This is a genomic window from Streptomyces sp. NPDC088707, from assembly GCF_044752725.1.
In the GTDB taxonomy this organism is placed as follows: Bacteria; Actinomycetota; Actinomycetes; order Streptomycetales; family Streptomycetaceae; genus Streptomyces.
Map to the genome: position 1 here is coordinate 322,751 of NZ_JBIVLV010000003.1, position 23,379 is coordinate 346,129.

Annotated in this window: 19 protein-coding genes; 12 read left to right on the top strand and 7 right to left on the bottom strand. The window is 70.3% G+C overall.

What is annotated here, in order from left to right:
• Positions 1 to 28 precede the first annotated feature (28 nt).
• Together ACIP84_RS12255 and ACIP84_RS12260 are read right to left on the bottom strand one after the other, a co-directional pair.
• On the bottom strand, positions 29 to 379 hold the full coding sequence (locus ACIP84_RS12255; RefSeq protein WP_355956993.1) for a DoxX family protein: 351 nt from the start codon (positions 377 to 379) through the stop codon (positions 29 to 31).
• Positions 380 to 479: 100 nt separating this feature from the next.
• Entirely contained in the window at positions 480 to 638 is a 159-nt protein-coding gene (locus ACIP84_RS12260) for a hypothetical protein (protein ID WP_401797664.1), read from the bottom strand.
• A 529-nt stretch (positions 639 to 1,167) separates the two neighbouring features.
• Here ACIP84_RS12260 and ACIP84_RS12265 point away from each other — a divergent pair.
• The 6 genes from ACIP84_RS12265 to ACIP84_RS12290 all read left to right on the top strand — a co-directional run bounded on the left by ACIP84_RS12265 (position 1,168) and on the right by ACIP84_RS12290 (position 9,338).
• Entirely contained in the window at positions 1,168 to 2,001 is an 834-nt protein-coding gene (locus ACIP84_RS12265; RefSeq protein WP_401797666.1) for a helix-turn-helix domain-containing protein, read from the top strand.
• Positions 2,002 to 2,055: 54 nt separating this feature from the next.
• Positions 2,056 to 2,940 carry a hypothetical protein gene (locus ACIP84_RS12270; RefSeq protein WP_401797669.1) on the top strand — a complete coding sequence of 295 codons (885 nt, stop codon included), beginning with the start codon at positions 2,056 to 2,058 and terminating at the stop codon, positions 2,938 to 2,940.
• A gap of 158 nt (positions 2,941 to 3,098) precedes the next feature.
• Positions 3,099 to 3,638 carry an SseB family protein gene (locus ACIP84_RS12275; protein ID WP_401797671.1) on the top strand — a complete coding sequence of 180 codons (540 nt, stop codon included), beginning with the start codon at positions 3,099 to 3,101 and terminating at the stop codon, positions 3,636 to 3,638.
• Positions 3,635 to 4,282, top strand: a complete 648-nt coding sequence (locus ACIP84_RS12280) for a hypothetical protein (protein WP_401797673.1) — start codon at positions 3,635 to 3,637, stop codon at positions 4,280 to 4,282. Before ACIP84_RS12275 ends, ACIP84_RS12280 begins: the two co-directional genes overlap by 4 nt.
• On the top strand, positions 4,282 to 8,901 hold the full coding sequence (locus ACIP84_RS12285) for a putative T7SS-secreted protein (RefSeq protein WP_401797675.1): 4,620 nt from the start codon (positions 4,282 to 4,284) through the stop codon (positions 8,899 to 8,901). Before ACIP84_RS12280 ends, ACIP84_RS12285 begins: the two co-directional genes overlap by 1 nt.
• The gene (locus tag ACIP84_RS12290) at positions 8,898 to 9,338 is read left to right on the top strand and encodes a hypothetical protein (protein ID WP_401797677.1); all 441 of its coding nucleotides are present in this window, start codon (positions 8,898 to 8,900) and stop codon (positions 9,336 to 9,338) included. The genes ACIP84_RS12285 and ACIP84_RS12290 overlap by 4 nt, the downstream gene beginning before the upstream one ends.
• A 76-nt stretch (positions 9,339 to 9,414) precedes the next feature.
• Here the strand turns inward: ACIP84_RS12290 and aspS are convergent, their stop codons facing one another.
• Positions 9,415 to 11,223, bottom strand: a complete 1,809-nt coding sequence (aspS, locus tag ACIP84_RS12295; protein WP_401797679.1) for an aspartate--tRNA ligase — start codon at positions 11,221 to 11,223, stop codon at positions 9,415 to 9,417.
• 171 nt (positions 11,224 to 11,394) lie between these two features.
• Between aspS and ACIP84_RS12300 the strand changes: the two genes are divergently transcribed.
• On the top strand, positions 11,395 to 13,515 hold the full coding sequence (locus tag ACIP84_RS12300; protein WP_401797681.1) for a SpoIIE family protein phosphatase: 2,121 nt from the start codon (positions 11,395 to 11,397) through the stop codon (positions 13,513 to 13,515).
• Positions 13,516 to 13,681: 166 nt separating this feature from the next.
• Entirely contained in the window at positions 13,682 to 14,497 is an 816-nt protein-coding gene (locus ACIP84_RS12305; RefSeq protein ID WP_401797683.1) for an MBL fold metallo-hydrolase, read from the top strand.
• Positions 14,498 to 14,567: 70 nt separating this feature from the next.
• Here ACIP84_RS12305 and ACIP84_RS12310 read toward each other — a convergent pair whose 3' ends face one another.
• From ACIP84_RS12310 to ACIP84_RS12320, 3 genes are all read right to left on the bottom strand, one after another.
• Positions 14,568 to 15,653 (bottom strand): AI-2E family transporter, encoded by a 1,086-nt coding sequence (locus ACIP84_RS12310; RefSeq protein ID WP_401797684.1) that lies wholly within the window; start codon positions 15,651 to 15,653, stop codon positions 14,568 to 14,570.
• Positions 15,654 to 15,869: 216 nt separating this feature from the next.
• On the bottom strand, positions 15,870 to 16,832 hold the full coding sequence (locus tag ACIP84_RS12315) for a pirin family protein (protein ID WP_073908507.1): 963 nt from the start codon (positions 16,830 to 16,832) through the stop codon (positions 15,870 to 15,872).
• Between the two features lie 139 nt (positions 16,833 to 16,971).
• Positions 16,972 to 17,475, bottom strand: coding sequence for an SseB family protein (locus ACIP84_RS12320; protein ID WP_030321391.1), 504 nt, complete (start codon positions 17,473 to 17,475; stop codon positions 16,972 to 16,974).
• 378 nt (positions 17,476 to 17,853) lie between these two features.
• Between ACIP84_RS12320 and ACIP84_RS12325 the strand changes: the two genes are divergently transcribed.
• The 4 genes from ACIP84_RS12325 (at position 17,854) to ACIP84_RS12340 (ending at position 22,605) form a co-directional block, all read left to right on the top strand.
• On the top strand, positions 17,854 to 18,210 hold the full coding sequence (locus ACIP84_RS12325; protein ID WP_356549435.1) for a hypothetical protein: 357 nt from the start codon (positions 17,854 to 17,856) through the stop codon (positions 18,208 to 18,210).
• A gap of 4 nt (positions 18,211 to 18,214) precedes the next feature.
• A complete protein-coding gene (locus ACIP84_RS12330) occupies positions 18,215 to 19,996 on the top strand; it encodes an alpha/beta hydrolase (RefSeq protein WP_401797687.1) in 1,782 nt (593 codons plus the stop codon).
• Positions 19,996 to 20,568, top strand: a complete 573-nt coding sequence (locus tag ACIP84_RS12335; protein WP_401797689.1) for a hypothetical protein — start codon at positions 19,996 to 19,998, stop codon at positions 20,566 to 20,568. The genes ACIP84_RS12330 and ACIP84_RS12335 overlap by 1 nt, the downstream gene beginning before the upstream one ends.
• A gap of 207 nt (positions 20,569 to 20,775) precedes the next feature.
• Positions 20,776 to 22,605: an acyl-CoA dehydrogenase gene (locus ACIP84_RS12340; RefSeq protein WP_401797691.1), complete on the top strand. Its 1,830-nt coding sequence runs from the start codon at positions 20,776 to 20,778 to the stop codon at positions 22,603 to 22,605.
• 119 nt (positions 22,606 to 22,724) lie between these two features.
• Here ACIP84_RS12340 and ACIP84_RS12345 read toward each other — a convergent pair whose 3' ends face one another.
• Complete coding sequence (locus ACIP84_RS12345; protein ID WP_401797693.1) at positions 22,725 to 23,300, bottom strand: YciI family protein; 576 nt, start codon at positions 23,298 to 23,300, stop codon at positions 22,725 to 22,727.
• Positions 23,301 to 23,379: the final 79 nt, after the last annotated feature.

Genomic DNA, 23,379 nt, shown 5'->3' on the forward strand with positions numbered 1-23,379 from the left:
GGCGGCGGCCTTCGCCGTCGCGGGTGGCTCAGACGATCACGAGGACGGCGACGGCGGGCGCCATGTAGATCAGCGGGAAGGGCACGTGGCCGTAGGACCGGGCGCGGAGCACGGTGATCACGGCCCCGGCGAAGTACAGGACCAGCCCGATCGCGGCGAGGGTCCCGATCACCGGCACGAAGAACCCGACGAGGAGCCCGACGGCCCCGGCGGCCTTGGCGGCCCCGAGCCAGTTCCACCAGGCCTGCGGGACGCCGTACGCGGCGAGCGGCTCGACGACGAACTTCGCCCGGAAGAAGATCGAGGCCCCCGAGAACCCGGCCATGAAGGCGGCGACGGCGGTGACGACGACGGCGGTGGTGGACATCTCGGTGAACATCGCGACGGCTCCTTCAGCCTCTCCCGTGTCCGCCTCGACCGAGCCGGACACAGCACTGACGGAGCGGGTCGGGGAAGTGTGACGGCCCGCGCGAAGAATTTCAGCGAACCCAGTTCTTCAAGGGCTCCGTGTCCAGTTCCCTCCCCACCGGATCGGGCAGGGTGACGGTCTTGCCGAAGGGCACGGTCGCGACCATCTCGTACCGCTCTCCGTCCGGCTGGGAGTGGACCTTGACCTCGCATGCGGTCCTGTCGATCAACAGGGTCGCCGGCCGAGGCTTCCGGCTCGCACTCCTGTCCCGGTCGGGCGTCCTCCGCGTCGAGGTGACGGACACGCGGGGCGAGAAGCTTCCCCGAGCCCAACCGGCGCGCCCCGAGGGCGACTCGGGACGTGAACTGATTCTGGTAGGGGCGCCGGCCGACCGGTGGGGCGTCGAGCGCGGCCTCGTACCCCGGAAGACCGTATGGGCTGAGATGGACCTGCCGCACCTCTGACCTGCGGAGATGCGAGAGTCACCGGGCCCCGGGAACGCGGGGTTCGGTGGGGCGGGCGGTCTCCTCAAGGACGACCACAGAGAGAAAGAAACCGAACCAGACCCCACCCTTCCTCCCCGCCGAGGCCGCACTCACTCGCTTGAGTGAATATGCCCAAATCAGCTGGCCAAGGGGCGGGTTGGTTGATCTACGCTCAGCGCGACACACCACACCACTGCTGACATGCGTCGGCCCCCGCCGGGAGTGCGAATCCCGGTACGGGGGCCTGACCACCAAGGAAGTTAGGGCTTCCCGATGGGTACCAAGAACACTAGCGTGCGCCCGGCTGCCGAGTCCCGTAACGACGGGAAAAGCCACTCTTCTCAGTGTGGCGGCGTCACCCACGACAACGTCCGCCACACCACCCGCTTCACGGTGGTCGGCAACCATCTCGCCCAGCACGCCGAGCTGTCGCTGCTGGCGATCGGTCTGGCCGTCCACATCCAGTCGCTCCCCAGCGGCGCCAAGGTCGACATCGACACCCTCGCCGCCCGCTTCCCCGAGGGGAAGACCCGGATCGCCGGCGCCCTTCGCGAGCTGGAGGCCCACGGCTATCTGCGGCGCACGCGCTTACGGACCCAGCAGGGCCGCATGGTCACCCGTACGGTCTCCTGCAACCAGCCGGGCCGGACGGGCGGCGAGGACGGACCGAGCCCCCCGCCCCGGCCCCGGCGGACCGCCGAGAAACCACCGCGCCGCCGCGTCCTGCCCGCCGTGCCCGAGCCGGTGTACCCGACGCCCGACCTGCTCCAGACCGCCCTCGGCGTGCTTTCCGGCCTCCGCCGCACGGACCCGAGGCTCCTGATCTCCGCCACGGACGCCGAGCACCTCGTCCCCGGCGTCGCGGCCTGGCTCGAACGGGACCTGCCCCCCGAAGCCGTACACCGCGCTCTGACCCACGACCTGCCCCAGGAACCCCTGCACCGCCCGGCCGCACTCCTGGCCCACCGCCTCACGGCCCAACTCCCGCCCCTGCCGCAGTTCCGCACGGAGAGACCGTCGGCGAGACACCCCCTCCAGAACTGCGACACCTGCGACCGCGCCTACCGCGCCCCTGAACCCGGCACCTGCGGCGGCTGCCACAGCTGACCAGCCGCCGACCCCACTCCTAGGAACCACGTGGTCAACCCACCGCATGAAGCGATGCACCACATCTTCCGGCACGACCTCCACCTCTTCAGCCGCCTGAAAAACGTGCTGGATCTCCCCCTGCCGGCCGTCATCGACGCGGTCGTCCTGCCCAACGACCTCACCGAGACCCGACCGGTCGAACGCCGCGTCGACACCCTGCTGCGGCTCGACAGCGCCGAAGACGGCTCCCTCCTCCTCGCCATCGAGGCCCAGGGCAAGAAGGACCTGTCCAAGCCCGCGAGCTGGGCGTACTACGTCTCGTACCTGTGGACGAAGTACGCGCTGCCGACCGCGCTGCTGGTCGTCTGCCAGGACCGCGCCACGGCGGAATGGGCCGCCCGGCCGGCCGCCAGCGGACCGGCGTACATGCCGACCCTCAGCATCCGGCCCATCGTCGTGGGTCCGCACAACATGCCGGTCATCACCGATCCGGTCAGGGCGGGCGAGGACCTCGCGCTGGCCACCCTGTCGGCCATCACGCACGCGGGCGATCCGGACATCGGTGCCATACTGAAAGCACTGTCCACCGCTCTGCGGGACGTTCCCGAGAGCGTCGCCGACCCGATCATCGAATTCACCGCACAGGGGCTGAGCAAGCGCCCGGCCCAAGACCTCTGGAGGACGCTGGTGGCCGTGGACCTCTCCTTCTACAAGTCGTACCTCTCGGAGGAGATCCGAGACGAGGGCCGGACCGAGGGTCGCGCCGAGGGCCGTGCCGAGGGCCGTGCCCAAGCCAGCGCCGACGCCATACTGCTGGTCCTTGAGCAGCGCGGCATCGCCGTCCCCCACGACGTCCACGACCGCGTCACCGGCTGCGGCGACCCCGAGACGCTGCGCGCCTGGCTGACGCGCGCCGTCACGGCGGACTCGGCCGAGGAGATCTTCGCGGACGAGTAGACCGGCGACCGCACGGAAGGGGCCTGGGGACGACGTCGTCCCCAGGCCCCTTTCCCGTCTGCTGAACTGCCACCAGGCGCATAAGGATCCGGTTCGGACGGACCGAATCGAACACAAGCTCGTTGCTCATGTGAACGGGCACATGGCAGCATGCGTGGGTGAATGACAACGGGGGCGACGGACCGAAGTCCCGTCAGGTTTCAAGGCTGTCGGAGTTGGCGGACGCGCACGTCGAAGTGGCGCGTCCGGACATGGGGAGGACTTCGGAGGACCCTGCTGCACGGGCCGTGCCGCAGGCGGAGCAGGCCGACGGGATCGCGGAGGCACGGCGCCGGTTCGCACGACTGCTCGGCGAATTCCGGCGTACGGCCGTCCTGGTGCCGTTCGACGACCAGGACAGCCTGTGGACCGCGGACTCCAACGGAGTGCGGTGGATCTGCGCGTTCTCGGACGAGGAGGCGCTTGCGCGCTTCGCCGACGCGCGCGGGGAGTCGGCGCGGGAGTGGACGTACCAGACGGTTCTGGGCGCGCGGCTCCTCGACGTGATGGTGCCGATGCTGCCCGGCCCGGGCGGAGTCGCGCTGGACGCGGGCAGTGCGGACGGCATGGTCTTCCCGCCGGTGGCGGGCATCGTCCCGGACGAGGTGGCGGTGGACCTGGAGGACACGGTGGATCTCGGGGGAACGGGGACGCGATGAGTGGGGACAAGCCCGACCTGGCGGCGCCGGCGGCGGCGCTGACGGAGATAGCGAAGGGCATCGACCTGGCGCATGCCGAGCTGAAGGAGCTCGGCATGGTCGGGGAGGCGTCGACAGGCCGCGGCTTCTCCGATCTGGCCCTCTCGGGGCTGGAGTTGGGGCACGGCGGCCTGACGTCGCAGTTCGAGACGTTCTGTGACCGCTGGGAGTGGGGCATACGCGCCCTCACCCTGCGAGGAAACGGCTTCGCGCAGGCGGTAGGCCTGTCGGCCGGCTCGTTCGCGGAGCAGGAGCAGTACATCAAGGACTCGATCAAGATCGGCGTGAACTCCCTCAACGGGAACCCGCACCTCTCCGAGGACGAGGTCAAGCAGAAGAGCTGGGACAGCATCCGCGACCAGCACATGTGGGACGGCGCGGACTGGAGCGGGGAGTCCTTCAGCGACGCTCACGACGAGGTCAAGCAGACCTGGAAGAACACCGGTTACGACGTCATGGACGCGCAGCTGGACTCGATGGAGCGCAGCGGAATGATCGACCCCGCGATGCGTGACCGCCTGGACGGCCGTCTCAAGGAGGACCTCGACCCCGACCAGGCGACCGTCGAACAGGCCGAACAGCCGCGCTGGGGGGAGAACCGCTGATGGTGGACTGGGGAGGTCTGGTCGACAAGGGCATCGACAAGATCGGTGACGGCATCGACAAGGGCAAGGAGCTCGTCGGTGAGGGCGTCGACTATGTGACCGACAAGGCCGGCCAGGGCCTGGACAAGATCGGTGCGCACGAGATCGCGGACTCGGTCGAGGACTGGGGCGACGAGACCGCGTCCTCGCTCGGCGCGCAGGTCGGGGAGCAGCAGCTCGGGCAGACCGAGGAAGCGAACGAGCTGATCCACGGCAAGCCGGAGAAGATCGCCGAGGCGGTGAAGAACCTCCGGGACTTCCAACGCGCGTTCGACCTGGTCGGCAGCGGCATGCGGAAGCTGGACTCGGGTCACTGGAAGGGCGAGGCGGCCGACGCGTTCCGGGAGAAGTTCTCGACGCTGCCGACGGACTGGCTGCACGCGGCGGACGCGATGGAGAACGCGGCCAAGGCCCTGGAGACGTACTCCAAGGCGGTCGTGAGCGCGCAGGGCAAGGCGCGCGAGGCGGTAGCCCTCTACAAGGAGGGCGACGGGGACTCCAAGGCTGCGGTCGCCACGTACAACAAGAAGGTCGACGCCTACAACGCGGCCCGCACCGGGGACAGTCCGCTGCCGGACCCCGGGCCCTTCTCCGACCCCGGCAAGGCCAAGCGGCAGCGGGCCAAGGAGATCCTGAACGACGCGCGGAAGGCCCGCGACGAGGCCGGGGACACCGCGAAGGCGGCCGTCAGTGCCGCCCTCGCGCACGCGCCGAAGGAGCCGACGGGCCGCGAGCGGGCCAAGCTGGAGCTGATGGACTACGGCCTGGGCCAGGGCATCGAACTGGCCCACTTCGGCGGCGGCATCGTCAAGGGCACGGCCGGCCTGCTCAACTTCGTCCGCTCGGTCAACCCGGTGGACCCGTACAACCTGACCCACCCGGCGGAGTACTACAAGGGCGTCAACATGACGCTCGCCGGCCTGGTGTCCACTGCGGCCAACCCGGACCGGGCGCTGAAGAACGCCTGGGACGCGGCGAAGGGCGACCCGTCGGAGTTCTTCGGCCGGCTCGTCCCCGAACTGATCGGGACGAAGGGCGCGGGTGCCCTCCGCAGCGGTCTGCGTGCCGGCCTGAACGGCACCAAGCACCTGCCCGACGGGAAGAAGCCGCCCGGCAGCCGCGGGGACCACGAGAAGAACCCGGACGCCAACGGCAAGACGTGCAACGAGACCGTCTGCAAGAAGGACCCGGTCGACATCGCGACGGGCCGGATGCTGCTCCCGCAGACGGACATCACCCTGCCGGGGTCGCTTCCGATCATCTTCCGCCGCACCTTCGACTCCGCACGCCGCTCGGGCCGTTGGTTCGGACCGGCGTGGTCGTCGACTCTCGACCAGCGACTCGAGATCGACGCGGAGGGCCTGGTCTTCAGCTGCGACGAGGGCAGCCTCCTCGCGTACCCGCACCCGGCTCCCGGCGTCCCGGTCCTGCCCACGCACGGACGACAGTGGCCCCTCGACCGGGTCGACGGCGGCTACACGATCACCGACCCCTTCACCGGAACGGTCCTGCACTTCGCCGACCACGACGACGAACTCGCCCTCCTGGCTCAGATCGACGACCGCAACGGCCGCTGGATCACCTTCGAGTACGACGTGGCGGGCGCCCCGGCCTCGATCGTCCACCACGGCGGCTACCACCTGAAGCTCACCACGGACGAGGGCCGCGTGACCGCCCTCCGCCTCGCGGGCGCGGCACCGGACGGATCCGACCAGGAAATCCTGCGGTACGGCTACACGGACGGCCACCTGACAGAAGTCACCGGGTCCTCGGGCCGTCCGGTCCTGTTCGACTGCGACGAGCACGGCCGCATCACGTCCTGGACGGACACCAACGGCCATCGCTTCGACTACGTCTACGACGCCGAGGACCGGTGCACGTACCAGTCCGGGGCCAACGGCCACCTCGAATCGACCTTCACCTGGGACGGTGTCGACGCGGCCACCGGCCTCCGCGTCACCACGGTCACCGACGGCATGGGCCACACCGAGCGCCACCTGGTCAACGACCGCGAGCAGGTCGTGGCGGAGATCGATGCCCTGGGTGCGGTCCAGCGCTTCGCCTACGACCGCCACAACCGGCTGCTGTCCCAGACCGACCCGCTGGGGCACGTCAGCCGTGTCACCTACGACGAAACCGGCCGGGCGATCGAGGTGGAGCGCTCGGACGGACGAAGGGCGCGGGCGGAGTACGACGGGGCCGGCAACCTGGTGCGCGTCATCGGAGCGGACGGCAACGCCGTCCGCCAGAGCTTCGACGCGCGCGGCAACCGCACAACGCTCACCGAACCGACGGGGGCCACCACGCACTACGCGTACGACGCGGCGGGGCACTTGTGCGCCACGACCGACACGGCCGGCAACACCTCGACCGTCGTGTGCGACAAGGCGGGGCTCGTCATCTCCTTCACCGACCCCCTCGGCGGGGTCACCCGCTACGCGCACGACGCGTTCGGGCGCATGGTCACCGCGACGAACGAGCTCGGTGCGATCACCGCCTTCGAGTGGACGGTCGAGGGGAGACTCGCGCGTCGTCGGGACCCCGACGGTAGCGAACAGCGATGGACCTACGACGGCGAGGGCAACCGCACCAGCCACGTCGACGCCCTCGGAGGGGTCACCCGTTACACGTACACGGACTTCGACCTGCTGGCGGGCCGGACCGACCCCGACGGAGCGCAGTACGCGTTCGACTACGACTCGAATCTGCGCCTGACCCGGGTCACCGATCCGCGGGGTCTCGTGTGGACCTACTCGTACGATCCGGTCGGGCGGGTTCTCCGCGAGACCGACTTCGACGACCGGACGCTCGCGTACACGTACGACGTGGCCGGCCGTCTCCTGACGAGGACCAACGGTCTCGGTCAGCGGATCCGGTACGAGCACAACACACTGGGTCAGGTCGTCCTCAAGGACGTCGCCGGCACGGTCACCACCTTCGAGTACGACATCTTCGACGAGCTGGCGCGGGCCACGTGCGCCGACGCCGCACTCGTGCGGATGCGTGACCGTTTCGGACGCCTGGAGTCGGAAACGGTGAACGGCAGGACGGTCGCCTTCGCCTACGACGCGCAGGGCCGTCGCAGCGGGAGGACGACCCCCACCGGTGCGGTCAGCACGTGGACGTACGACCCGGCCGGGCGCAGGGACTCGCTCACCACCTCGGGGCGGACACTCACCTTCGTCTACGACGCGGCGGGGCAGGAGCTGGCCCGACGCATCGGCGAGGGCATCACCCTCGGACACGGCTTCGACGCCATGGGCCGCCTCACGCACCAGCAGGTCGTCGGCGGGGACCGGACTCTGCAGCGGCGTGGCTACGAGTATCGCGAGGACGGGGGTCTCGTGGGCATCGACGACCTGCTCACCGGCCCCCGCCGCTTCGACCTCGATCCGGTCGGACGGGTGACGACGGTCCGGGCGGAGGACTGGGCGGAGGCGTACGTGTACGACGCGTCGGGGAATCTCAGCGCTGCTTCCTGGCCCCGGTCCCACCCCGGCCAGGAGGCGACCGGCGAACGCAGTTACTCCGGCACACGGGTGTCCCGGGCCGGCGACGTCCACTACTCGTACGACGCGCAGGGACGGACGGTGCTGCGCCGCAGGACGCGTCTGTCGCGGAAGGCCGACACCTGGCACTACACGTGGGACGCGGAGGACCGGCTCGTGTCCGTGACGACGCCTGACGGGACAGCGTGGCGGTACCGCTACGACGCGCTGGGGCGCCGGATCGCGAAGCAGCGTCTCGGTGCCGACGGGCACTCCACGGTGGAGGAGACGACCTTCACCTGGGACGGCGTCACCCTGTGCGAGGAGACCAGTTTCGGCGCCGATGCCTCCCACGCCGTCACCCTCACCTGGGACCACGACGAACTCCGGCCACTGGCCCAGACCGAGCGCATCGTGGGCCGGGACGCCCCCCAGGACGTGGTTGACGAGCGGTTCTTCGCCATCGTCACCGATCTGGTGGGCAGCCCGACCGAGCTCGTCCAGGAGTCGGGAACCCTCGCGTGGCGCAGTCGCCGCACCCTGTGGGGCACCACGACATGGGCTTCGGACAGTACGGCCTACACACCACTGCGCTTCCCCGGGCAGTACTTCGATCCCGAAAGCCTTCTGCACTACAACTACTTCCGGTACTACGACCCCGAGGTCTCGCACTACGTGAGCCCGGATCCGATCGGACTGGAAGGCGGCCCGAACCCGCGGTGGTACGGGCCCAACCCGTACACCTGGATCGATCCCCTCGGGCTGGCACTGTGCCGGGCCAAGCCGAGGTTGGAGGACGGCAACGCCAAGCAGGGGTGGCGGCACATCGACGAACGGCACATCAGTGGTACCGCCAAGGGAGGACACGGCGACCTCATGCCTCCCACCACGACGCGCGCGCAGGTGGAGGCGGCCGCTGAGAAGATGGTGGAGAAGGGAAACCGGATGTCCGATCCGAACAACCAGTACCAGACCTTTGAGAAACGTATGACGGTGAACGGCATGCGGGCCAACTACCGTCTGGTCGTGGACTCCACCGAAGGAAACCGCATCGTCACCTTCTTCCCGATGGGAAAGAGCTACCGCCCGTGATCAGACTGACGTTCAGCGTGCGCCCCGACCAGGGTGAGGCCAGTGACTTCGACCTCGGTGACATGGTGTGCGAGGGGGAGAGCGGAACCGCTGGATCGGCGGGGCACGTCCCCGACCAGGGGATGATGATCTACCTGTCGGTGCCGCTGCTGCTGGACGCGCTCCGGCCCCTCGTCGCCGGGGAGCGGAAGAACGCGTCGTTCGCGGGCACCGACTCCTCGTTCCGGCTCGACTTCCGGCGTGGCCGCAAGGGGATCGTCACCGTGTCGGCGAACGGGACGGTCGTGGGGACCTGTGGCCCCGACGAGCTGGTGGAGGCCGTGCTGCGGCCCGCGGAGGCACTGGAGCGGGAGCTCCTCTCGCGGCTTCCGGCCGAGAGCGGCGCCGCCCGTGACCTCGCCTCCTCGCTGGAGAGGTTCCGCGCCGCGGCGGCGTGAACCGCCCGCGGTGAGCGAACGGAAAGGGCCCGGAATCCGTGAGGATTCCGGGCCCTTCGTCGCTCCAGGCGAGTGACTACCGCGCCGCGTCCGGGTGGACCGCGTCCGTCACGTCCACCGTCTTCTTCTCGACCGGCTTGCGGAGCTGGAGGTTCAGCTCGCGCAGGCGGGACTCGTCCAGCTCCGTCGGGGCGCCCATCAGGAGGTCCTGGGCGTTGCCGTTGAGCGGGAAGGCGATCGTCTCGCGGATGTTGGGCTCGTCGGCGAGGAGCATCACGATGCGGTCGACGCCCGGGGCGATGCCGCCGTGCGGCGGGGCGCCGTACTCGAAGGCGCGGAGCATGCCCGCGAACTCGTGCTCGACCGTCTCGCGCGAGTAGCCCGCGATCTCGAAGGCCTTGAACATGATCTCGGGCTCGTGGTTCCGGATCGCGCCCGAGGAGAGCTCGATGCCGTTGCAGACGATGTCGTACTGCCAGCCGAGGACGTCCAGCGGGTCCTGGGTCTCCAGGGCCTCAAGGCCGCCCTGCGGCATCGAGAAGGGGTTGTGCGAGAAGTCGATCTTGCCGGTCTCCTCGTCCTTCTCGTACATCGGGAAGTCCACGATCCACGCGAAGCGGAAGACGTTCTCCTCGAACTGGCCGGCGCGCTTGGCGGCCTCGACCCGGACCGGGCCCATGATCTTGGAGACCTCGTCGAACTCGCCCGCGCCGAAGAAGATCGCGTGGCCGGGCTCCAGGCCGAGGCGCTCGGTGAGGACCTTGATGTTCTCCTCGGTGAGGAACTTGGCGATCGGGCCGGTCAGCGCACCGCCCTCGCCGACGCGGACCCAGGCCAGGCCCTTCGCGCCGAGGGAGACGGCGAAGTCGCCGAGCTGGTCGAAGAACTTGCGCGGCTGGTCGCCCGTGTTCGGGACGGCGAGCGCGCGGACGTGCTTGCCGGCGAAGGCCTTGAACTCCGAGGCCTCGAAGACGTCGGAGATGTCGACGAGTTCGAGGGAGGTGCGCAGGTCGGGCTTGTCGTTGCCGTACTTCAGCATCGACTCGCGGAACGGGATCCGCGGGAACGGGGAGGTGACGTGGCGGCCGCCGCCGAACTCCTCGAAGAGCTCCGTCATGAGCTTCTCGATCGGCTGGAAGACGTCCTCCTGCTCGACGAAGCTCATCTCGACGTCGAGCTGGTAGAACTCGCCCGGCGAGCGGTCCGCGCGGGCGTCCTCGTCGCGGAAGCAGGGCGCGATCTGGAAGTAGCGGTCGAAGCCGGAGATCATGAGCAGCTGCTTGAACTGCTGCGGCGCCTGCGGCAGCGCGTAGAACTTGCCCGGGTGCAGACGGGACGGGACGACGAAGTCGCGGGCGCCCTCGGGGGAGGTCGCGGCGAGGATCGGGGTCGCCATCTCGTTGAAGCCGAGGGCCACCATCTTGGAGCGGATGGAGGCGATGACGGCGGAGCGCAGCATGATGTTGCGGTGCATGCGCTCGCGGCGCAGGTCGAGGAAGCGGTACTCCAGGCGCCGCTCCTCGTTGACGCCGTCGTCGGCGTTGACGGTGAAGGGGATCTGCTTCGCCGCGCCCAGGACCTCGACCGTGGCGGCCTCGATCTCGATCTCGCCGGTGGCGAGCTCCGGGTTGACGTTGTCCGCGCCACGGGAGACGACCTTGCCGTCCACGCGGACGACGGTCTCCTTCGTCAGCTTGTCGAGGACCTCGGCCGCGGCGGTGCCGGGCCGTGCGACGAGCTGCGTGATGCCGTAGTGGTCGCGCAGATCGATGAAGAGGATGCCGCCCAGGTCGCGCCGATTGTGCAGCCAGCCGCTCAGCCGGACGTCGGTGCCGACGTCAGAGGCGCGGAGCTCGCCGCAGGTGTGGGACCTGTACCGATGCATCGTCGTTCATCCAGTCTTCGGGATCTGTGGTCGTGGGGCGCCGCCCTGTGGCCCCTGTCACAGATGTCACAGGACACGAGGGCAGACCCACCCAGAGTACCGGCCGGGCCGAGATCGGTTTTCGAATACGCTCAGTGGCGATCTGGTGTCCGATATTCATAAAGTGGGGCAATGCGCACCGAGGACGTCCTGGCCGCGATCGCGACCGGCCTGTGGCGCTGGGACAACGCGTCCGGGATCGTCTCGCTCGACGCCGAGGCCGCCCGGCTGCTCGGGCTGCCCGCGGAGCCCGTTCGGCTCACCGAGGCGGCCGTGCGCTCGCGCTTTCATCCCGTCGACTGGAACGAGATCGACGGGGTCGTGAACCTCGCCGTCGCCGAGGGGACGCTCGCCGAGGCGCGGCTGCGGATCATGGACGGGCACGGCCGGGTGATCCGTACCGTACGGAGCAGGTCGAAGCCGCTCATCGAGGGGAACGACTACCAGCTGGTCGGCACCCTGCAGGAGGTCGCCGAGCAGGTGCCGGGGACCGCCGCGCGCACCCCCGTCACGGGTGACTGGCGCCGGTCCCGCGAGGCGTTCCTCCTCGACGCCGGGCGGGCGCTCGCGGAGGCCCGGTCGACGGCCGAGGTGCTGCGGGTGGCCGCCTCCCTCTCGATGCCCGGGTTCTCGCCGGACGGGCTCGCGGTCTTCGGGGTGGCGGGCGACCGGCTGACGGTCATAGGCCACCACGGGCACAGCGAGGGCGACGAGGGCCCGTTCTCGTCGATGTCGCTCGACACCGACTACCCGGCGGCGGAGGCCGCGCGGACGGGCCGGGCGATCTATCTGCCGACCCCCGACGAGTACCTGCGCCGCTTCCCCGTGACCTGGCCGCTCGCGCAGCGCTTCGGCCGCCGTTCCTGGGCCTTCGTGCCGCTGGTCGTCGCCGGCCGCACGATGGGGGCCTGGATGGCGGCCTTCAAGCACCCGGTGGCCTTCACCCCCGACGAGCGGTCGGTGCTGACGACGGTCGCCCGGATGCTCGCCCAGGCCCTCGCACGCGCGGGCGTGGCCGAGTCCGAGCGCGAGCTGTCGCTCGGACTGCAGCGGACGATGATGCCGGTCCTCGGGCCGGGCATCCCCGGCATCCAGGTGGCCGCGCGGTATGTGCCGACCGGCGGCGGGCTCCAGGTCGGCGGCGACTGGTACGACATGATCCGGCTGCCCGGCGGCACCTCCCGCACCGGCGGGCGCCGCTCCGGGCGCATCGCCCTGGTGATCGGCGACGTCCAGGGCCACGACGTGCGGGCGGCGGGCCTGATGGGGCAGCTGCGGATCGCCCTGCGCGCGTACGCCTCCGAGGGCCACCGGCCGGACGCCGTCCTCTCCCGCGCCTCGCGCTTCCTGTACGGGATCACCGACGGCGACGACGGGGAGGGCGAGGGCGGTCCGCGCTTCGCCACCTGCCTCTATCTGGAGGTCGACCTGGAGAGCGGGACCGTCGACATCGCGCGGGCCGGGCATCCGGACCCGGCGGTGCGGATGAACGACGGAACGGTTCTTCTCAGGCCCACCGCGGGCGGCCTGCCCCTCGGCATCGACCCCGACACCGACTACCCCACCACCCGGCTCACCCTGGAACCCGGCGAGACCCTGATGATCTGCACCGACGGCCTCCTGGAGACCGGCGGGCACGACCTCGACACCGGCTGGGAACGGGTCCGCGAGCTCCTGGAGTCCCACGACGGCGAGGACCTGGAGGCGCTCGCCGACACCCTCGTGGAAGCCGTCCACGGCCCCGGCTCCCACTACACGACCGGGCCGCTCGCCGACCGCCGCGAGGACGACATCGCCGTGCTGCTGCTCTCCCGCCGGCCCGCCGGCACGCTCCCGGAGGCGCCGCGCCGCACCCTGATGACGATCGCGCAGGCCGAGCCGGAACGGATCGCCGCGGCGCGCGAGCAGGTACGGCAGCTGCTGCACGACTGGCGGGACGAGGACCAGCTGGACTCGGCGGTCCTCATGGTCTCCGAGATGGTCACCAACGTCCTCGTGCACACGGACGGGGACGCGCTCCTCGTCGCCGAGGTCGCCTGCGGGGAGAAGGCCCGGCGGCTGCGCGTCGAGGTCTCCGACGGGAGCGACGAACTGCCGCACAAGCGCCACCCGGGCGAGATGGCGTCGAGCGGGCGCGGCCTGGTCCTGATGGAGATGCTCGCGGACGCGTGGGGCGTCGACCCGCGCGGCGAGGGCAAGGCGATCTGGTTCGAGCTGAACGAACCGGACGCGGGACAGGGCTGCTGCGCGTAGCCCGCGGGATGCCCTTCGCGGGCCGCGTGGGCGGAGCTCTCGTGTCCGGCGCTTTCGCAGGCGGGGCGTGCGGGGCTCCCGTAAGCGGCGCAGACTGGTGGCGTACGGCCGTCCGGGTGACCCGTGCGGCCGGGGGACCTTCGCCGGGGGGACCACGGAGCATGCCATGGACACCCACAAGGTCGGCAGCGACACCACGGTGCTGGCCGACAGCCTCGAAGTCCCGGGCATCGGGCACCTGCCCGTCAACGCCTATGTCGTCACCGCCACCGAGCCCGTCGTCGTCGACACCGGCGTCTCCCTCCCCGACCGTGACTTCGTCGCGGCCCTCAGCGAGGTCGTCGACCCGGCCGACGTGCGCTGGATCTGGCTGACCCATCCCGACCGGGACCACACCGGCGGCATCTTCGACCTCCTCGACGCCGCCCCGGACGCGCGGGTGATCACGACGTTCCTCGGGGCCGGCGAGATGACCACCGAACGCCCGCTGCCCATGGACCGGGTGTACTTCCTCAATCCCGGCCAGTCCCTGGACGTCGGCGACCGCGCCCTGCGCGCCTTCCGGCCGCCGCTCTTCGACAACCCCGCCACCGTCGGCTTCTACGACGACCGCACCCGCTTCTGCTTCAGCTCCGACTGCTTCGGCGGGACCATGCCGAGCGCGGAGGTCGCGGAGAGCGGGCACGCGAGCGACCTCAAGCCGGAGGACCTGCGGCAGGCGCAGCTGATGTGGGCGACGATCGACAGCCCCTGGGCGCACCTCGTGGACCCGGAGAAGTACCGGGCGACGATCGAGCCGATACGGGAGATGGACCCGGAGATCGTGCTGTGCACGCATCTGCCGCCGGCCGTACGGATGCTGGACCGGATGATCGAGACGATCGCGATGGTCCCGGACTCCGACCCCTTCGTGGGCCCCGACCAGGCGGCCCTGGAACAGCTCCTGGCCTCCTTCCAGCCGGACGGACCGGTGCCGGCCTAGCGGTTGAGGCCGGTCGGCTTGCCGTCCGGGCGGTTGCGGCCTAGCCGGTGCCGGCCCGGGCGGTTGCGGCCTAGCCGCTACGGGCGGGGCCGGCGGGGTCGTCAGGGGCCTCGCGGGGAGCCCCGTACCTCGTGCGCAGTTCGCCGAGGATCCCCGTCGCCGCGGCGGTCAGCGGTACGGCGAGCAGCATGCCCAGGATGCCCGCGACGGATGCCCCGGCCGTGATCGCCAGCATCACCGCGGCCGGGTGCATCTGCACGGTCCGGCTCTGCACCATCGGCTGGAGCAGGTAGCCCTCGATCATCTGGACGGCCAGGACGATGCCGAGCACCCATAGCGCGATGGCGAAGCCCCGGTCCGCGAGCGCGACGAGGACGGCGATCGCTCCGGAGAGGAAGGCGCCGAGGTAGGGGATGTAGGCGGTGACGAAGACGAGCGCGGCGAGCCCCACCGCGCCGGGCACGTCGAGGACGACGAGGCCGAGGCCGATGAGGACCGCGTCGACGAGGGCGACGAAGGTCGTCCCGCGCATGAAGCCCTCGACGGCCTCGAACGCCCGGCGCGCCATGGCCTCGACGAGGTCGCCGGTGGTGCGGGGGACGAGGGTGCGCAGGGTGCCTGCGGCCCGGTCCGAGTCCCGCAGGAAGAAGAAGATCAGGACCAGGGAGAGGGCGGCGGTGGCGAGCATCCCGCCGACGACGCTGAGGCCCGTGAGCACGCCCGACGCGGCCGTGCCGCCGAACTCCTTGAGGAGGCCCTCGGCGTTCTCGGCGAGGTCGTCGAGGGAGGTCCCGGCCGGGCCGAGGTGCTCGGCGATGTCGGTGGCGGCCTGCCGGAGCGAGGCGATGATCTGGTCGCCGGTCTCGATGAGCGCGGCGACGACGATGTACGTGGCTCCGCCGACGACGGCGAGGACGGCGACGACGGTGAGCGCGGCGGCGGACGACCTCCGGACCTTCATCCGGAGCAGGCGCCGGTAGAGGGGCCCGAGGAGCGCGGTACCGAGGATCGCGAGCAGGACGGGGGTGACGACCGTCTCGAAGACGACGCACAGCCAGATGCCGACGGCGGCGACCCCGGCCGCGAGGAGCAGGACGACGCACCAGGCGGCGGCCCGGCGGGCGGGTTCGGGAAGGAGCGGGGACGACGTCTGCACCCGACCACCGGACCACGCTCTCCGGCGTGTCGTCGCGCGCGGACCGACCGTACGGGTGACGGGGCGTCAGGGGTGCGCCGCCCTCTGCGGAGACCCCCGCGCGCGTACGCGTCGGGAGCCCGTCCCGTACGGACACCCACGCGCGCGTACGGGGCCGGGCGCGCCGCCCGACCCCGTACCGAGTCCTGCTGTTCCTGCGGTTCCTGCGGTTCCTGCCTACTCGCCCATGCCGTGGACCGCCGGGATCGTGCCGAGCCGGCCCGCCTGGAAGTCCTCGAAAGCCTGGCGGAGTTCGGCCTGGGTGTTCATGACGAACGGGCCGTAGTGGGCCATCGGCTCACGGATCGGCTGCCCGCCGAGGAGCACGACCTCCAGGTCCGGGGTGTTCCCGTCCTGCTTCTCGTCGGCGCGGACGGTCAGCGAGCCGCCCTTTCCGAAGACGGCGGTCTGGCCCGTGTGGACCGGGCGCCGCTCCGCGCCCACGCTGCCGCGTCCCGCCATGACGTACGCGAGGCCGTTGAAGTCCTCGCGCCACGGCAGGGTGATCTCGGCGCCCGGGCGCAGGGTCGCGTGGATCATCGTGATCGGGGTGTGGGTGATGCCCGGCCCGTCGTGGCCGTCGAGCTCGCCCGCGATGACGCGGAGCAGCGCGCCGCCGTCGGGGGAGGTGAGCAGCTGGACCTGGCCTCCGCGGATGTCCTGGTAGCGGGGGGCCATCATCTTGTCGCTCGCGGGCAGGTTCACCCACAGCTGGAGGCCGTGGAAGAGGCCGCCGCTGACGACGAGGGACTCCGGCGGCGCCTCGATGTGGAGGAGGCCGGAGCCGGCCGTCATCCACTGGGTGTCGCCGTTGGTGATGGTGCCGCCGCCGCCCTGGGAGTCCTGGTGGTCGAAGGTCCCGTCGATGATGTAGGTGACGGTCTCGAAGCCCCGGTGGGGGTGCCAGGGCGTGCCCTTGGGCTCGCCGGGCGCGTACTCCACCTCACCCATCTGGTCCATCATGATGAACGGGTCGAGGTACTGGTAGTTGATCCCCGCGAAGGCGCGGCGGACCGGGAAGCCCTCGCCCTCGAAGCCCGAGGGAGCCGTGGTCACGGCGAGCACCGGGCGCGGAGCGGCGTCGGCCTGGGCGGCCACGCGCGGCAGGGTGAGCGGGTTCTCGACAGTCACTGCGGGCATGACGGACCTCCTAGAGCGGCCTTCTCCGACCTTGTACGTCCACTTTAGTTGAACGATGAACTTCTTGCCACCCATAACGCGGAACGCCCGGGAGTCATTCCTCCCGGGCGCTCTCCCCACGTCTTGGGACAAGCCTGCGTCAGCCGTACATCCTGCGCATCGCGAAGTCGACCATCTGCTCCACGGCCTTCGCGTCGAAGACCATCCGGTGATCGCCCTCCATGTCGAGGACGAAGCCGTAGCCGGTCGGCAGCAGGTCGATCACCTCGGCACCGGTGATCACGAAGTACTTCGACTCCTTGCCCGCGTACCGCCGCAGCTCCTTGAGCGAGGTGAACATCGGGATGACCGGCTGCTGGGTGTTGTGCAGGGCCAGGAAGCCGGGGTTGTCGCCGCGCGGGCAGTAGACCTTCGAGGTCGCGAAGATCTGCTGGAAGTCCTCCGGCGCGAGCGTGCCGGTCGTGAAGGCGCGGACCGCGTCGGCGAGGGAGGGCGGCGAGGGCTCCGGGTAGAGCGGGGGCTGCTGCCCGTACCCGCCCTGCATGCCTCCCTGCATTCCCCCCTGCATGCCGGCCTGCATCCCGCCCTGCTGCGGCGGGGCGTACTGCTGCTGGGCACCCGGATTCTGCTCGTAGCCGTACATGGGGCCAGCCTATCGACCCGGGGACGGTCGCAGCACTGGGCACGGGTCACCCACGCGCCCGCCCCCCGGGCCCGTGGAAGTCCCCGCCCCACCGCCCTCCGCGTCCCCGCCCCGCCGCCGGTACAAGATCCCGCCCCACCGTCCGCGCAAGGCCCCGCCCCACCGCCCTCCGCGTCCCCACCTTCACCGCGCCCACCCGCCCCGTCCACCACCCGTACGCGTTTTCGTGCGCAACGCCGCCTCTTGCTAGGTTCGCGGGAGCAATTTCGGTCACCACGGGGGTGGAACATGGCGCTGAACGCCACTTGGGAAGAGTTGTTCGGCGGATCCGCACCGCCCGGGCAGCCCGGACAGCCCGCGGCGATGACCCTCGCCGGCGTGCCCGCCCCCGATTCCGGCGGTGGCGGCGGCAACGCGAACCTGAAGGCCGACGTGGGCCCGTGGCACGAGGCCGGGAACACCGCCGGCGAGCTGCGGAGCTCCACCACCACCTCGCTCACCGACCTCGACACCGCGAACGAGGGCGTCGGCGGCGGCACCGCCGGCTTCGCCTCCTCGGGCGCCCTCACTGAGATCCTCGGCACCTGGAAGGCCCGCCTCACCGCCGTACGCGACGAGTGCGGTCGCCTCGAAGGCGCGTTGAAGAGCGCCGGCCGGGACTTCGGCGAGCGCGAGGCCGCGACACAGCGGAAGATCGCGTCCGAGGCGCCGGCTCCCGCGCAGAAGGAAGGCTGAGCCCGTGCCCACCTGGCAGCAACTGCGCGATGTGAAGCTCGACGAGTTCTCGGACGCCGCCGACGGCTGGGGCAAGGTCAGCTCCCGCGCCAACGCGGACAAGGACCGTGTCGACAACGGCATGTTCGCCAAGATCCACGACACGCAGAAGGGCGAGACCGCCACGAGGGCGGGCGCCGACGTCCAGCAGCTCTCCCGCAACTACCAGTACCTGCACACCGAGTGCGGCCTCATCCGTACGGCGCTCAACGGCCTCGCCACCGAACTGGCGGCCCCGCAGAGGAAGTTGAAGCAGGCGCTGGAGGACGCGGAGAACCTCAAGTTCACCGTGAAGCCCGACGGCTCGGTCGAGTACCCGACCGATTCCTTCGTCCTCTCGCCCGGCACCAACACCGCCGAGCACGGCGCCCCCGTCCCGCTCGCGCCCGGCAGGGACGAGGGCGTCGGCAGCCCCGACGCGAACAAGGGCAAGGCCGAGGACATCGCCGAGCGCATCGGCGACGCCGTGCGCGAGGCCGACGAGATCGACAGCAGGTACGCGGCCGCCCTGCGCAGGCTCAAGGCCGATCCCGGTCTGGAGGTCAGCGCCGAGGACCTCGTCGACGCCGCCGCCGACACCAAGGCCCTCCAGCAGGCCGCCGGGAAGTACGCCGACGACGACAGGATCCCGCACGGCAAGTCCGCCAAGGAGAACGCCGACTGGTGGAACGGCCTCAGCCAGGAGCAGCGCGACGAGTACGCGACGCTCTACCCGGCCTCCGTCGGCGCCCTGGACGGCATCCCGTCCTCGGTCCGCGACGACGCCAACCGCATGGTCTTCGCCGAGACCAGGGCGCAGATCCAGACGGACCTGAACAAGCCCGCGCCGAACCAGTACATCCCGAACCCGAACGGCAGCTACCCGGCCGCGGTCCTCAGCCCCGAGTACAAGCAGTGGCAGAAGGACCAGGAGCGGCTGAAGGAGCAGCTCAAGGGCAGCGACTCGATCCAGGCCCGCTTCGACGCCACCGGCAGGGAGGGCCTGCCGGAGGCGTACCTCCTCGGCTACGACAAGGAGGGCATCGGGCGGGCGATCATCGCCAACGGCAACCCCGACACGGCCGACCACACCGCCGTCTACGTGCCGGGCACGACGACGAACCTGAAGGACTTCGACGGCGACATCTCACGGATGACGGACCTGTGGCACGAGTCGCACGCCATGGCGCCGGGGCAGAACGTCTCCACGATCACGTGGTTCGGCTACGACGCTCCGCAGTCGCTCGCCCCCGACGCCATGCAGAAGGACTTCGCGTACAACGGCTCCCCCAAGCTGCTCCAGTTCATGGACGGTCTGGAGACGGTGCAGGGCGGCCCCGACAACAGCCACACGACGATCATCGGCCACAGCTACGGTTCGACGGTCGTCGGCGACGCCTCCAACAAGGGTGATCTGGCCGCCGACGACATCGTGGCGGTCGGCAGTCCCGGCATGCTCACCGGCAGGGCCGAGGACCTCGACGTCGGCAAGGACCACGTCTGGTCCGAGGCGGCGACGAGCGACGTGGTGCCGGCGGGCGGCAAGATCGCCGGGCTCGGCGGCTACACGTGGGGCGTCGAGACCTGGAACGGTGTCCCGTTCAACGCCGGCTACGTGCAGACCGTGCCCTCCGACGAGCTGTTCGGCGCGCACCGGATGGACGTGGACACCAGCGGCCACAGCGACTACTGGACCCCCGAGTCCGAGAGTCTCAAGAACCAGGCGAAGGTCGTGACCGGACGGTACGACGAGGTGAACGAGGACTGATGAAGACCGGAAACCACCCGAGCAGAGTCCGCGGGACGGCGCTCGCCGCCCTCCTCCTCTGCCTCACCACCCTCGCGACGGGATGCTCCATGAACGACACCGGCGGTGCCGACGACCTCGGCTACACCCCGACGACCCTCGACGTCGAGAAGGCGCGGACGCGCACCAAGGAGATCTCCAGCCAGGTCTTCGACATGATCGGGCTTCCGGGCGCGCAGACCACCCCGGGCGGCGCGGGCGCCTCCACCTGCAAGGAGGACCGCGAGCACCTCTTCAGGATCCGCCACCCCTGGTCGGTGTACGACGCCACGGAGGAGGAGCTGAAGCAGGGCTTCGAGCGGCTCCACCAGGCACTGCCCACGAAGGGCTGGAAGGTCGTCTCGTACGGGCCGAACAGCAGCAAGGCCAGGAGCCTGGAGCTGACGGCGGAGTCCGAGAAGGAGCACTTCGCCGTCAACGCGGAGCTGTGGGTCGGCAGCACGGACCCGAAGAAGAAGAACATGATCGTCGTCAACGTCGTCTCCGGCTGCTTCCGCGCCCCCGAGGGGACGGACCTGAAGGGTCTGTACTGAGACGGCGCGCACGGCGGAGGGAGGCCCGGGGCACATGCCCCGGGCCCTTTTTCTGCGGCTCGTGTCACAGATGGCCGGATAGGGGTTGCTCTTATTACCGGTGGGTAGCATCATCGTAGAGAAGCGTGGGCTACTCACCGGTAGTACGAGCACGGCCACGCGCGTACCAGGACATCCGCCTCCCCGAGCCTTAACGGAGCCGTCGCCATGGGGCACTACAAGTCGAATCTCCGCGACATCGAGTTCAACCTCTTCGAGGTCCTCGGCCGCGACAAGGTGTACGGCTCCGGGCCGTTCGAGGAGATGGACGTCGAGACCGCCAAGAGCATCCTCGACGAGATCCGCCGCCTCGCCGAGAACGAGCTCGCGGAGTCCTTCGCCGACGCCGACCGCAACCCGCCGGTCTTCGACCCGGAGACCAACACCGCCCCCGTGCCGGCCACCTTCAAGAAGTCGTACAACGCCTTCATGGAGTCCGAGTACTGGCGTCTGGGCATCCCCGAGGAGATCGGCGGCACCGTCTCCCCGCGCTCCCTGATCTGGGCGTACGCGGAGCTGCTGCTCGGCTCGAACCCGGCCATCTGGATGTACTCCTCCGGCCCGGCGTTCGCCGGCATCCTCTACACCGAGGGCAACGAGGCGCAGAAGAAGGTCGCGCAGATCGCCGTCGAGAAGCGCTGGGGCTCCACCATGGTCCTCACCGAGCCCGACGCGGGCTCGGACGTCGGCGCCGGCCGCACCAAGGCCACCCAGCAGGAGGACGGCTCCTGGCACATCGAGGGCGTGAAGCGCTTCATCACGTCCGGTGAGCACGACATGGAGGAGAACATCCTCCACTACGTCCTCGCCCGCCCCGAGGGTGCCGGCCCCGGCACCAAGGGCCTCTCCCTCTTCCTCGTCCCGAAGTTCGAGTTCGACTGGGAGACCGGCGAGCTGGGCGAGCGCAACGGCGTCTACGCCACCAACGTCGAGCACAAGATGGGCCTCAAGGCCTCCAACACGTGCGAGATGACCTTCGGCGACCAGCACCCCGCCAAGGGCTGGCTGATCGGCGACAAGCACGACGGCATCCGCCAGATGTTCCTCATCATCGAGTTCGCCCGCATGATGGTCGGCACGAAGGCGATCTCCACCCTCTCCACGGGCTACCTCAACGCCCTGGAGTACGCCAAGGAGCGCGTCCAGGGCACCGACCTGGCGAACTTCATGGACAAGGCCGCGCCCAAGGTCACCATCACGCACCACCCCGACGTCCGCCGCTCGCTCATGACGCAGAAGGCGTACGCCGAGGGCATGCGCTCCCTCGTCCTCTACACGGCCTCCGTGCAGGACGAGATCGCGATCAAGGAAGCGGCCGGCGAGGACGCCAAGGCGCTGCACGGCCTGAACGACCTGCTGCTCCCGATCGTCAAGGGCTACGGCTCCGAGAAGGGCTACGAGCAGCTCGCGCAGTCGCTCCAGACCTTCGGCGGCTCCGGCTTCCTGCAGGAGTACCCGATCGAGCAGTACATCCGGGACGCCAAGATCGACACCCTCTACGAGGGCACCACGGCCATCCAGGGCCAGGACTTCTTCTTCCGCAAGATCGTCCGCGACCAGGGCGCGTCCCTGAACGCGCTGTCCGAGGAGATCAAGAAGTTCCTCGCGGTCGGCACCGGCGGCGAGGACCTGGCCGGCGCCCGCGACGCGCTGGCCAAGGCCGCCGTCGACCTGGAGAGCATCGTCGGCACGATGATCACCGACCTCACCGCCACCGGCGAGGACGTCAAGAACATCTACAAGGTCGGCCTCAACACCACCCGCCTGCTGCTGGCCTCCGGCGACGTCGTCGTCGGCTACCTGCTGCTGCGCGGTGCGGCCGTCGCCGCCGAGAAGCTGGCCGCCGGTGCGACCGGCAATGATGTCGCCTTCTACCAGGGCAAGATCGCGGCCGCGAAGTTCTTCGCCGCCAACATCCTGCCGGGCGTGAGCGCCGAGCGCGCCCTCGCCGAGGCCGTCGACGGCTCGCTGATGGACCTGGACGAGGCCGCGTTCTAGGACGCGCCCCCGTTCACACAGGCACGGCCCGTCCCCGGGGAGGGGGGCGGGCCGTTCCCTTGTGCGCGGGCGGGGTTCCTGAGCGGGCAGGCTCCTTCTTGCGGAGGGGGCGGACTCCCTTACGAGGGCCGGCCGCCGAACTGCCAGTCGTGCACCTCGACGGCTGCGTACGCGTCCGGGGTCGGCAGGACGCCGCGGGCCGCCTCCGGGTCCGACGCCCTGACCAGCGCCGCCGTGCCCAGCCAGGTGGCGCCGTCGTCGGAGAGCAGCGGCCCGTAGAGGATCAGATCCTCCCGGTCCTCCCAGTCCGACGGCGCCTCCAGGTCGACGGCCTCCGCCGTCGCCGCGGCCGTGCCGAGGCCGATCACCAGGAAGCGGTCGCCGCCGGTCCGGCCGCCGGGGAAGTCCCACATGGTGCGCCCGAGGACGTTGCGCCACCGGCGCAGCATCACGTCCCGGTAGGCACCGGCCTGGTAGTTGGGCTCGTCGAAGGCGAACGCGCGGGCGGCGCCGGCATCGGGCAGGTCGAGGATGTGCACGCTGCCGCTCAGCGTCTCGCCGTCCTCGCCGAAGGTCAGCCCCCGGGCGATCATCTCCTTGGCGTACCGGTCCATGTAGGCCAGGTGGGCCTCGTTCAACGCGTGGCGCAGCGACAGGGAGCCGGCCCGGTCCCGGTGGTAGCAGAGGAATTCCATGACCGAAGGATCTCCTCACGCGGCAGCGCGGGGCGAGCGTTCTGCGGGGCCCCGTATTCGTATACCGGGCCCTGCGTAA